Annotated in this window: 12 protein-coding genes; 8 read left to right on the top strand and 4 right to left on the bottom strand. The window is 38.7% G+C overall.

Going from position 1 to position 12,170, the window contains the following annotated elements:
• Positions 1-65: 65 nt before the first annotated feature.
• The 4 genes from FIS9605_RS0106460 (at position 66) to FIS9605_RS0106445 (ending at position 3,743) form a co-directional block, all read left to right on the top strand.
• Positions 66-1,268, top strand: a complete 1,203-nt coding sequence (locus FIS9605_RS0106460) for an AbrB family transcriptional regulator (RefSeq protein ID WP_026731859.1) — start codon at positions 66-68, stop codon at positions 1,266-1,268.
• A gap of 32 nt (positions 1,269-1,300) precedes the next feature.
• Positions 1,301-1,969 (top strand): phosphoribosylanthranilate isomerase, encoded by a 669-nt coding sequence (locus FIS9605_RS0106455; RefSeq protein WP_026731858.1) that lies wholly within the window; start codon positions 1,301-1,303, stop codon positions 1,967-1,969.
• A 7-nt stretch (positions 1,970-1,976) separates the two neighbouring features.
• A complete protein-coding gene (locus tag FIS9605_RS0106450) occupies positions 1,977-2,864 on the top strand; it encodes a DNA adenine methylase (protein ID WP_026731857.1) in 888 nt (295 codons plus the stop codon).
• Between the two features lie 63 nt (positions 2,865-2,927).
• Positions 2,928-3,743 carry a DUF1838 domain-containing protein gene (locus FIS9605_RS0106445; RefSeq protein WP_026731856.1) on the top strand — a complete coding sequence of 272 codons (816 nt, stop codon included), beginning with the start codon at positions 2,928-2,930 and terminating at the stop codon, positions 3,741-3,743.
• A 340-nt stretch (positions 3,744-4,083) separates the two neighbouring features.
• On the opposite strand, the gene FIS9605_RS45020 is transcribed toward FIS9605_RS0106445, so the two are convergent.
• Positions 4,084-4,305, bottom strand: coding sequence for a hypothetical protein (locus tag FIS9605_RS45020; protein ID WP_155960369.1), 222 nt, complete (start codon positions 4,303-4,305; stop codon positions 4,084-4,086).
• 144 nt (positions 4,306-4,449) lie between these two features.
• A complete protein-coding gene (locus tag FIS9605_RS0106440; protein WP_026731855.1) occupies positions 4,450-4,674 on the bottom strand; it encodes a hypothetical protein in 225 nt (74 codons plus the stop codon).
• Between the two features lie 216 nt (positions 4,675-4,890).
• Here FIS9605_RS0106440 and FIS9605_RS0106435 point away from each other — a divergent pair, with 216 nt between their 5' ends.
• Positions 4,891-6,378 (top strand): aminotransferase-like domain-containing protein, encoded by a 1,488-nt coding sequence (locus FIS9605_RS0106435; protein WP_026731854.1) that lies wholly within the window; start codon positions 4,891-4,893, stop codon positions 6,376-6,378.
• A 141-nt stretch (positions 6,379-6,519) separates the two neighbouring features.
• Here FIS9605_RS0106435 and FIS9605_RS0106430 read toward each other — a convergent pair whose 3' ends face one another.
• Entirely contained in the window at positions 6,520-6,999 is a 480-nt protein-coding gene (locus tag FIS9605_RS0106430) for a DUF4383 domain-containing protein (RefSeq protein ID WP_026731853.1), read from the bottom strand.
• Between the two features lie 468 nt (positions 7,000-7,467).
• On the bottom strand, positions 7,468-8,124 hold the full coding sequence (locus FIS9605_RS0106425) for a DUF3386 domain-containing protein (protein ID WP_026731852.1): 657 nt from the start codon (positions 8,122-8,124) through the stop codon (positions 7,468-7,470).
• 107 nt (positions 8,125-8,231) lie between these two features.
• Between FIS9605_RS0106425 and FIS9605_RS0106420 the strand changes: the two genes are divergently transcribed.
• The 3 genes from FIS9605_RS0106420 to FIS9605_RS39745 all read left to right on the top strand — a co-directional run bounded on the left by FIS9605_RS0106420 (position 8,232) and on the right by FIS9605_RS39745 (position 12,029).
• Positions 8,232-8,900 (top strand): helix-turn-helix transcriptional regulator, encoded by a 669-nt coding sequence (locus tag FIS9605_RS0106420; protein WP_026731851.1) that lies wholly within the window; start codon positions 8,232-8,234, stop codon positions 8,898-8,900.
• A 375-nt stretch (positions 8,901-9,275) separates the two neighbouring features.
• On the top strand, positions 9,276-9,854 hold the full coding sequence (locus FIS9605_RS0106415) for a hypothetical protein (protein WP_026731850.1): 579 nt from the start codon (positions 9,276-9,278) through the stop codon (positions 9,852-9,854).
• A 3-nt stretch (positions 9,855-9,857) separates the two neighbouring features.
• On the top strand, positions 9,858-12,029 hold the full coding sequence (locus FIS9605_RS39745; RefSeq protein ID WP_051469941.1) for a toll/interleukin-1 receptor domain-containing protein: 2,172 nt from the start codon (positions 9,858-9,860) through the stop codon (positions 12,027-12,029).
• The last annotated feature ends 141 nt before the right edge of the window (positions 12,030-12,170 follow it).

The following is a 12,170-nucleotide window of genomic DNA, read 5'->3' as shown; positions in this document are numbered from 1 at the left end:
TGCATCTGTTGGGCGATCGCGCTAGCTTGGTTAAATAGTTAAGTTAATTTAAGAAGCGCGTGTTAATGAATCAAAGCTTAAATGTTGCTGCTAATCAGCAAAAGGATGGCACTACAGAAAATCCTGCTGCTACCAATCAACAGCAACAAATCAAGCAACTAATTGTCCCTGCTTTAGAAATGCTTCTGGCTTTACCCCTAGGTTTAGGCCTTTCTCAGTTCAACATTGGTGGAATTGCGTGGATATTTGGCGGTATTGCCTCTGGTGTAGCGGTACTTCAGACAAGCCGAATTTTTTATAACTATTCTCCCAAACCCAACCGCATTACTAGAAAGATTGGATTGGTACTTGCAGGGTTGACTATTGGTGCTTCTAATGCCCACACTAATCTAGCCAATGTTGCTGCTGGTGTTCCAGTTTTTATCTTTCTCACCCTTTTTTTACTACTGTGTGGTAGCTGCATTGGCTATATTTACTCGCGTCTGAGCAAAACCAATCTCTTAACAGCAATGCTGGCTACAGCTCCTGGTGGTGTGGGTATTATGGCGGCGATCGCCGCAGATTACGATAAAAATGTCACCCTTGTAGCGCTCGTGCAAGCACTGCGCGTTACTTCCGTAGTTTTTCTAATTCCTTTAGTAGCTAGAGTCTCAAGTAGCGCTTGTTTCCAACCGCAAGCACTATCTATAAAAGATGGCTTGTTTTCTTTCGAGCCATCTCATCTAGGATTACTCTCCTTAGCGCTGTTAGTAACAGGATTAGCAGTTTATCTAGCGACATTATTGAAAATTCCTGCCGCCCCTTTTTTTGCAGCATTATTAGTGGGGATGGCGTTCAATCCAGTTTTGGATTCGCTGACTTTTGTAGGTGACATTAACTTTACTCCGCCACTTGCAATCAAGTTACTAGGTCAAATACTGTTGGGAATTACTATCGGTGAGTACTGGGGTGACAAATCTACGATCAGAAAACAAACTATAGGATATGCCTTGATGTCGGTAGCGATGACTCTCGCTGCTGGGGCGATCGCTGCTTTGCTTGCCATGCAATTAACATCTTGGGATTGGTTGACTTGTCTTTTGGTGACAGCACCTGGAGGATCTGCGGAAATTATCTTAGTTGCTCTGACATTGAATCATAATGTAGAAATTGTCACAGCAGGTCATGTAGTACGACTAATCGCAATTAACATTTCCTTGCCAATTTGGGTATTTTTGTTTCGCCATCTTGATATGAAGAGAACAGAAGGATTCCTACCTGAAAAGTAGAAAATTTAAGCTATACAACGCTTGATTAAACAATGGAAAGAACAGTAACGCCAAGAGTCAAGATTTGCTGTATCAGCAGCATTGAGGAAGCATGGACTGCCATTCGCTGCGGTGCATCTGCTCTTGGCTTGGTTTCTACAATGCCAAGTGGCCCTGGTGTCATCTCTTTTGATCTAATTGCCGAAATCGTCGCTGTTGTACCACCGCCAATAGCTACTTTTTTGCTGACTTGCAGCCAAGATGCGAACGAGATTATAGAACAGCTGAAGTACTGCCGTACAAACACCGTGCAAATATGCGATCGCTTAGAATTTGGCAGCTATCAAGATATTCGCAACGCTTTGCCAGGAATCTCGATTGTGCAAGTAATCCACGTTAGTACAGAAGAATCTATAGAAGAGGCGATCGCACTAGCACCTCAGGTAGATGCAATTCTTCTAGATTCTGGTAATCAATCACTGCTAGTAAAAGAGTTAGGAGGTACAGGACGCATCCACAACTGGAATTTGAGTGCTAAAATTCGCGAACTAGTGGACGTACCAATTTTCTTAGCAGGAGGGATAAAGCCTGAAAATGTTGCTTTGGCAGTCAAGCAAGTCGGCCCTTTTGGATTGGATTTGTGTAGTGGAGTTCGCAGTGATGGCAAATTAGATCTAGACAAGCTCAAGTGTTTATTTCAAGAGTTGAAATCTTGTATTTGACTATTTTATGCTAAAAAGCCCTCTCCGTTACCCAGGTGGTAAATCAAAAGCGCTCAATACAATTGCTGAATATTTGCCAGATAGTTTTTCTGAATTTAGAGAACCTTTTATAGGTGGTGGCTCTGTATTTATATACTTAAAACAAAAGTTTCCTGATGTGAAGTTTTGGATTAACGATTTAAATCGTGAGTTATTCCTTTTCTGGAAGTTTGCTCAGTCTAATCTACCTCAGCTAGTTGCAGAAGTTCGTCGGATTAAACATAGTTATACAGACGGCAGATTATTATTTGAAGAATTGACAACCATAGATGTAAATGAATTATCTGATTTTGATAGAGCCGTGCGCTTTTTTGTTCTCAATAGAATTACTTTTTCTGGCACTGTAGAATCAGGAGGATTTTCTCAAGAAGCCTTTCATAAAAGATTTACTGACTCATCAATAGAACGTCTAGAAAAATTAGAATCCATTTTAACAGATAATGTCAAGATTACTAACTTGGATTACAGTCACCTTTTAAATGCAGAAGGTGAAGATGTATTTTTATTTTTAGATCCGCCCTATTTTACTGCTACAAAATCAAAATTATATGGTAAGGATGGTGATTTACACACTTCTTTTGATCATCAAATATTTGCCGAACTTGTGCAAAAATGTTACCATCGCTGGCTGATAACTTATGATGACTCTCCCCAAATTCGCGAAAATTTTCAACCATTTCATATCTATAGTTGGGAATTGCAATATGGAATGAATAATTATAAACAGAGTGGTGCTGCCAAGGGAAAAGAATTATTAATTACAAACTACAAGATTCACCAGATTTGGGAGCAGAAATTGAAAAATAACAGCCTTGCCAATACATCTGGACAATTGAGCCTGAATTTTTTCAACTAACTTCGGCTGTAAATTCACCTCAGAGGGTATTGTTGATTTAGTTACATTGCAAGGAGCCACATCATGGGTGCCCAAATTCAAGAATTAGACGCCTCGCACTGGGTTAAAACTCGTTCCTCCTTAGATCCCACCGAATCCAGTTTTCTTGTCTGGACAGGCAAAATCTACGCTTTTATTCCTGGTGAGAAGCGAACACTCTTGTTTAAAATGGTCGGCATGAGTGTGAGCAGATGCATTCCCACAGAAGAGGATAGCTGGGATTTTACCTCTAGGGAACTGACTTACTACCTCAACCCAGAGACACAAGAAGTGTTGCATAAGTGGGATAATCCTTGGACAAGGGAAACAGTTCCAGTGATGCACGTTGCAAATAATCCCGTGCAAGGTCACTTTAAAGGCAAGTTTCCGGCACAAGTAGATGATGACAGTACAACTTTTGTGTTTGATATATTTCCTACTTATCCCAACCCCATAGTAGAAAATTCAAAACTTGCTAAATACAGCCCACAATCTACTTATCAAGCAGCGGAGTTATTTAAAATCACCGTTCCTACCGCAGATTTATTTAATTCAGAACTTCCTTCGGTTTCTCAACTCCGGCTGAGCTGGGATAGGATTGGTCAGTGGCTTCCTTGGATGAAAATGGGCGATCGCCCCGGTTATCTCATTTACAGTGCTTATGGTAGCAAAGTCAATGGCTTCAATGAGTTACCGCAACTGCTTCAAGACGAAATTAATAACCGTGTTCCTTTGTATAGGAATGCTCCCCCATCTTTTTTAGATGTAGAAGATATGACCTCTTGGCTTTACTTTCAACAAAACTTTGATGCTTATTTAGCTGGCGAAAGATTCCCCTTACCAGCAGCAGAAGAAAATTAATCATCCTGAAGAATATAAAACAGAAAGACTGTGGGGAATGGGTGTGCATCCAAGAGCGATCGCACCTGCACCCTACTTAAGCAACTATCAAATATAATTAAATTATCAGATAATTAATAATCAAACAATTGCTATATGAAACCATCAAATATACGTACAAAAATTTTGACAGAAATAAATCTCATTCCCGAAGAAAAGCTATAAGAATTATATAATTTTATTCATTATTTTCGAGTTGGTATAGAGGCATCTAAAGGTACACCAGAGCAAATTATGAAGTTCGCTGGTTGCTGGGATGATATGTCAGATGAAATGTTTAATGACTTAAATGAAGAAATTATCACACGTCGCCAACAGGCTTTTTTGAGGAGGAGAAGCGATCGCCATAACTTGTCACTTCATCAAAACAACAAATAAAGTCAATTTCAATAAGCAAAATGGCAGATTGCTTTCTCCTAAAGCCAAAATGCTTTCTCAAAATGCCCGATCGCTTACTCATTTCGGTAGAATCAGCAAGCAAAAAGGTATATTGCTTACTCAAAATGCTTGAATGCTTTCTCATTTCAGTAATTCACGCACTCATGAGAGCGATCGCTACAAATGCAAACGACAAATGACACCTAACCCTTTTGCTTAATTAGCCCGCCTTCGCGGGCTTTGTTTGTGAGCAAGACCCTTCTAGAGTGAGGGCAAAGGGCGCTCAACATCATAGAGAATTGGTATAGTAACGCTGCTCAATCCACATGCGAATTTCCTCTTCAGAACCAAAACAAGCGTGGTTTCCTGTTTCGGGATCGTAGGCGTGCCAACAAAAAGTACGACCATGACGATCTGATTCCTGCCAAACTTGTAACTCAGAACCGCTTGCTATCCATTTAACCAAAGATTGCCAAATAATTTGGACAGGTAACAAAATATTAAATCTTTTCATGGCAAAAATTTCCGATCAACCGTGAACTATATCTTTCACGTTCACTCAGGAATTTTGATTTGATAAGGTACAAATTTCGCAGATTTGACCTAGTACAGTTATGGGCGATCGCAACTGTTCTAGTCAAAAATCGCCCGATTGTACCATGCAGAACTTTGGAAAATCACTTATATTGCGAATATTCGTGCTTTTGTAGTCTTTATAAAGTGTGCCGAAATGAAGATTTTTTTGGATCGGCAGTCAGCTAAACCTCTTTATTTGCAAATTCGCGATCGCATCAGTAGTCTGATTAAATCTGGAGCGTTGCAAAGTGGCGATCGCCTTCCTTCTATCCGTTCTCTAGCACAGAGTTTGCAAGTCAATAAACTAACCATTATTGAGGCTTATAACGTTTTAGAAGCTGATGGGGTAATTTGTGCGCGTCAGGGTTCTGGTTATTTTGTTAACACTCAAACTTTTGCTTGTGCCAACTTGCAACCAACATTTTCTCCTGCTCAAGACGTAATCATCAAAGAGCCAGGAGGAAATTCTTTTTTTGATATGCATGTGGCTGCGGTACATGCACAAGCGCAGCCAGGGATGATTGATTTGAGTTTTGGCTTTCCTCGTCCGCCTAAGAATCTAGCGCAAATTGCAAAACGAGCACTTAAGGAGACAAACGCATTATCTAAGTACGACTTGCCACAAGGACAGCTAACACTACGCAGACAAATTGCTCAAATGTTGGTACATCTAGGGTTGAATGTATCAACTGAGGATTTAATTGTTACTAATGGCTCCGAGCAAGCCTTGTCATTGGCGATGTCTCATTTTGTCAAAGCGGGAGATTGGGTAATTGTGGAAGCTCCTACATATTTTGGAGCGATCGCCATTCTGGAAAATTTAGGAGCCAAAATCATTGGAATTCCCATGACTCCCGAAGGGATGAATCTGGAACTATTAGAGCAATACCTCCGCAGTCATCACCCGAAACTAATCTATACAATAAGTACGCTACACAATCCTACAGGTTTGACAACCACACAAGCTCATCGTCAAAAATTGCTTTCCCTTGCTGAACAATATGAATGTCCAATTTTGGAAGATAACGCTTACGAAGGATTGAATTTTGAGCCTGTACCAGCTCCAATCAAAGCTTTAGATACACAAAATTTAGTAACTTACGTCGGTACATTTTCTAAAACTTTAATACCTGGATTAAGAGTCGGTTATATCGTAGTTACAGGCAAACATTATCAAGCAATACTTGAACGGAAGTTATTGCATGATGTCCACGTATCCACATTTTCTCAGGCAATAATTAGTGAGTATCTAGCATCAGGACATTCCCGTCGTCACCTCAACCAACTGCGAGCGGAAAATATCCAAAGTCGTAATATTATGTTGCAAGCGATCGAGCGTTATTTTCCCGAAGAGGCAAGGTGGACTGTCCCCAAAGGTGGGTTATTTCTGTGGGTGCAGTTACCATTAGATATTCCTATTCAGGCAATTACTAAAGAAGCCTTGTCACAAAATGTCCTGATTTTTTCAGGTTCAGCATTTTTCCCTGATAAGCAGGGTTATCCAGCAATGCGGCTGACTTTTGCCAATTCACAAGAGGATATTGAAAAAGGCATTTATATTTTAGGTAATTTGCTCAAAAAATATATTTATAAAGGGTGTGAAAGGATATCTAGTTATCAACCCCTTGCACCCAGTATTTAGCTATCAATAAAGAACATGACAGACAGAATTAAGAAGGAAAATCACCCTACCCTGCCTGATTATGGAATTAAAGAGACAGGCAAAACCTGCCTTGCGGCAGGGAATTTTTGCTAAAAATCCTTAGGCAGGGTGGGAAAGATATTAAACATTGTGGGATACACTCACACCAGTTATTTTGGCTGGTATGATAATGCCATAATAGCCAGCGGCTACAGCAGTGAGGGCATTTAACCAAACATTATTACCGAACAGTGGCATTAAGCCAAAAAATGTCTTAGCGAAGGGCAACAATCCCATGATGGCAATTATTATATAGGCAACTGCAAAAGCACGATTGAAAAGACGCGCACTGCTAGCGCTAGTATAGGAGGCAATTCCCCATAGTCCTACGGCGCAGTGTACAAGGTTATGCAAGAAGTTGGTGGGAAACACACCAAATACATAACCGAATCCCGCAGCATAGGCGTTAGGAGATAGATCAACCGGGATGTAAGATATATTTGTTCCAGGTACAGAAACTAAAGCTGGTATGAACCCAGCTAAACCTAAAAGCAAAAACAGAATTCCGATCGTTAAGGCACAGTAACGCTCAGTGATTTTTGCAGCGTTGATATTTTCCATTTTATAACTCCTGATTTGTGCAAATCTTCGCTTAATCTCAGCTGCTCGCAGAAATATTATTCCAACCGATTTTTAAACAGAGACAGCAATTTTCTTCTGTCGGTTGATTGCGAGGCATAATACTTCTCATTCAACTCAGATTTCAGATGCTTAAATCTATCAGAAGGAAGGAATATAATTAGCAAAATAATGTATTAACCTATACGAATATTTGGAAGTATGCTTTTACTTTAATATCTAAACAAATTAATTCTAAATTCACATTTATAAACCCTTTGACTGATGACGAATGTAAGTCTTTGCTCACAGATATGCCGACGCGGACTTTAAAAAAGGAAGTATTTAACCTGGATTTTGTATCACTCTTTGAACTAAAAAAAGTATTTTACCGCTCAATATAAAAAAATGGTGTGTGCTTATACACAAGCACACACCACTACTAATTTTTTATGCAGCTTATTGCATAAATTAGGCTGCAACAGGTTCCAATAACTTAATGTTAGAAAAGATAAATTCTTGGATTGAAGGTTGTGCTTTTGTATCGGTGCTAATAAAACGACGATTCAAAATGAAATAGTTACCAACCTTTTCGTATTCATCCTCGAATTCGCTTCTACCGCCTTTTTGTTCCCCCGTTTTCGGATCGTGGTATACGGAGTCGTAGGTGTGAGAGAGGTAGCCTTCCCCAGTGTCCTGAGTGCTAAAGGTGTTAATTGTGACAACAACGCCGTGAATGTGACGGTGAACGAGGCTGACTATGTTGTTACGAACTTTGTATTTGTCGCCTGTGGACTTACCGCCAACTATAATCTCAACTGCGCCTGTCTCATCGGTGTCACCATAGCTAAATGTATTTGCACCGTGGGTTTCTTCAAAGCTGCGACGGACGCGATGAACGGCTATTTCCCAAGCCTGATTGTGAATTGCCTGCTTGGCTTGTTCATCTTCTACCTCAAAAACCTCCGCTTTGAGATTGGCGTTGACGCGAATTTTGCCTGTAAACACCTGCTCGTCTTGCTTATAGGTTATATCTGCGGTGTATCCAGGGAAATTTTTATCCCAAGTATAACGGTTCTCGTAAGCAGCCCGGAAGAGTTCTTGGGCAGAGACTTGTGTTGCAGTCACTTGTTTCTCCTATAGTTGCTAGTTTATGTTAGCTTTTTAGCTTAGCTGCTATTAGTTAGCATAGAAGTAATTGTGGAGTCCGCCTAGACCCCAACTGGGTACACTTTATGGTTCGTTCCCTTCATAGTTTATTTGATGCGATCGCCAACGCTCGTAATGAACAAGAACTGCGGCTAGCTGTGACGAACACAGTTGGCGAACATTTTGGCGTGGAACGTTGGGGTCTATATCTATCGGACGACCTGTCCACAGTAGATGTTGACGTTCAAACTATTCCGGAAGTTTGTTTAGAAGGCAATCCGGTTGGGCGCTATGTTACTGAACGTCATGCTCCCGCCCATGAACAATTAATATTAGCCCCAGGAGACTGGCAGCATTTTTGTTCCCGCCAAGACCATGCCCACGTGATGAGTGGGCCAATTGTCTGTGATGGTCGCTTGGTGGGGACGCTGAACCTTGCCCGTGCTGACGGTAGTCCCGCTTTTGATGCCAACGATTTAGCCGACTTGAGTGCTTTGTGCCTGCATTTGTCAGCAAAACTTGCCACCCTCAGGGCGAAACCAAAAACATTCAATTCCCCATCAGTTAGTCGCCTGACTCCGCGCGAGTTAGAAATTGCCGAGTTAGTGGCGCAGGGGTTAACGAATGGGGAAATTGGGGAAAAGCTTTTTATTACGCAAAATTCGGTGAAGCAAGCACTGAAAAGGATGTTTCGCAAGCTGGGAGTATCGGCGCGTGCGGAAATGGTGGCAAAACTGCAAGATATTGTGGCCTAACGATAAACTTAGGTTTCTAGCGTCATGATGTTTCTATTGCCTGTAAATTTTTCCTTCTTATTCGCTCCCAAAATTCACTAATAGCTAAAGTGTATGTAATGATGGAATATAAAAAATCTTCTTTGAATTACGCTAAATGTTAGACGGTTATTTAAAGTGGGATTAATAGTAGCAACTATATTACAGGATGAACTAGAGTCACTAAAAAAAGACTTGGAGGAATATGGCAATGCCCTGACAACCATCGCTGGTATAGACCAATAACAGGAACTGCAAATACTATATTTTTGTGTTTTAGCAAAATGCAAGCAAACTAACTTTTTAATAAAATTTCACATAATTATCAATTAAAACGGAAATTAATGAGAGGATTTTATGATCAAGCTTTCCACAGCGCAATTTATTTATTTACTCTATGCATACTCTTACTGCCTGGAGGGAGAGACAGTAACCAAAAGTACTGTAAAAAAGGCTGTAGATAATAAAGTTAAGGAAAATACAGACCGTATTTACGATGCACTACTTAAGCAGGATTTAATTGAATCTCCGAAAAAAGGAAGATTGTTAGTTACAACAAAGGGCATTACTACTTTAGTTGATAATATAGGAAATGCTGATTATAAATTTAGTAATAAAAATTCACAGTACAGAATATTAAATACTTTAATGCAATGTTGGAAATTAGCATCTTCTACTAAACTACTCTCATCTGTACAGATGGATTTTGATAAGTTTGTGGAGAAGTTTAAAGAATTTTATTTTCAAGAGAAGAAACGTCAGGAGCTAAGCGGAGTTGTTGCAATTCACAAGCATGATATTTATAAAAAATTTTTGAATAATTCTGTAACTATCTCAATAGAAGAATGGAATGAATACCTCGATAGGCTGAAATCAACTGGGAAAGTATTTACTTCTAAGGGAGAAGAAGATGAATTAGTTCATTGGGCAGAGTAGGATATGCTTGAAGACTCAGGAAACACAATATTTATAGAAGAATTCCTTTTACAAGTGATTAGAGGGGAGTCCTTTATTGAGGATATTTTGATTGAGCGCGATGTTAAACGCCCAGGAACAGGAAGTCACGAGTCTACGGAAGTTACGGAAGCTCAAAGTCTTTCTAGAAACCCTATATCCAATGTAACAGAATTACTTGAGGATGATCTACGCCATAGTTTTGACAAACGTTTTTTTACCTTTAGATTCGTGGCAGCGATTGCTGGAAGTGGAAAGACTACATTACTACAATACTTAGAAAAACGAATTGCATTTAGAGATGATTACTTGACCCGTTCTCTAGTCTTTCGTTTTGACTTACCTAGAATTCTTTCTATCAGTAATAGTCAAAGTGTGAGAAATAAATTCTATTTTTATTTATTAGCAAATACATTTCAAAAGGCTTTAGATAATCAAGAGATTAAAGTTGTAGCAGAACATATTTTAAGAGAACTGTTAGGCGATGAAGTGGCTGCTGAGCTTCTTAGAAAAACCACCACAGAGATAGGTTTTCGTTCTAAGTTTATTAGATGTTTTAGTGAAAGCGGAATTGAAGCTGAGGAAATATTTTTTTATATTATTGAACAAATATTAAAGTGTAAACAAAATTATACATTTGTATATCTAATTGATGAATTAGACGATGTTTTAAGAGAAAATACCACTTATGACCAGTCAATAAGGTCTGTATTTAGGTCTTTGATAAATAAGGCTTATCAAGACTACCAACAAAAAATTCCCTTAATAATATATTTAGCAGGAACATCTGATATTGCCAGAAAGTTTCTTGTAGAAGATTTAGCTTTTGAGAGCCGTGTACGTGATTCAGTTATACGTCTAGTACCAGGACGTATTGAGGAATTTAATCGAATTAAAGATAAAATTATTAAGCGCGTTAAAGATGCCTATCAAGGTCAAACTAATTTTGAACAAGCAAATAGAGAAATAGAAAATATACAGCTTCATTATTCTGATAGCAATAAGATTTTAAGAAACTTCTGTAAAGAATATGCTGGTAGAGTGTTAGAAATATGTAAGCAGTACTTAATAGAAGCATCTGAAAATGCATTTAATGGCACGATTCGTAGTTTTACAGAATTAGTGAAATCGGAATGCGAACGCCAATGGAAAGATTATCTGGGAAGGTATGAATTAAAGGTTGATTCAAATATTATCAAAGCTAAAAATTTTTCTTTTGGCTGCTATGCGACATTAGAGGAAAACGGTAATATAGTTGCTAGAGCATATGGTGGAGCTAGAAATTATGAGTTATTAAAGTTGTACGTAGACAATTTTATTCATCAGCTTGATGTAGAAAATTACAAGCCTATTAGTTCTAATATAAAACCACATGATATAGCCTTTATAATCGCCCCAGCATGCTCATTATATTTGAATAAAATTTTAGAAAATAAAAAAATTGTATGGGTGAATCCATCTAATAAAGAAAAAAACAATACAGGTGAAACTTTAAATACAAAAGATAATAGTACAAATGAAACACTTTCTATTTGTATAGATATCAATATAATTGACATGGATGAAAAAGAAAAGTTGAGTGAAGCTTTTAAAGGAACAGGTATTGGAGATAAAATAATTGAAGAAATTATTCGTAATAGACCTTACAAAAACTTAGATGATTTAGCTAGTCGCAAAATAAGATTTCTTGGGTCAACACGCATACAAGAAATAAAAAAAAAGATTGACAATGACCAGCTTTGCTTCAATATAGGTCTTTTTCTCTGCCATAATAGCAAAGATAAACTTGAGGTGATGAAGATTGCAGAACAGTTAAAGGAACGAAGAATATCAGTCTGGTTTGATGAGTGGGATCTCATTGTAGGCGATCATTGGCCAAGGGTGTTGGAGAAACAGATTGATAATGAACAGCTTAGATCAGCAGCTGTATTTATTGGAAAGGAAGGTATGGGTCCGTGGCAGACAGAGGAAATGTATGCTCTCATGCAAAAGTGTGTGAAACGCGGGCATCGAATTATTCCTGTAATCCTGAAAAGTTTTAAAGGAGAAGTAACGCTTCCAAACTTTCTTGAAGTTAGACATGCAGTCGATCTCAGACAGCGGAACGTTAATGCTGTGGAAAAGCTAATTGAAGGCATCAAACATTGGCGTGTTTAAATTCTGTCTTCTTTATACGTATCCTTAGATTGCTGTTGAGATAATTAATAATGCTCAATAATTTTCCTACATACGTGATCGCTTAATCTTTTCTTAAAAATCCTGCTAAAATAAAATCCGCTCTAAAACTTATAATCCGTA

Origin of the sequence: Fischerella sp. PCC 9605 (genome assembly GCF_000517105.1) — a bacterium.
Lineage (GTDB): Bacteria > Cyanobacteriota > Cyanobacteriia > Cyanobacteriales > Nostocaceae > PCC9605.
This window is presented reverse-complemented; position numbering and strand designations above follow the sequence as displayed.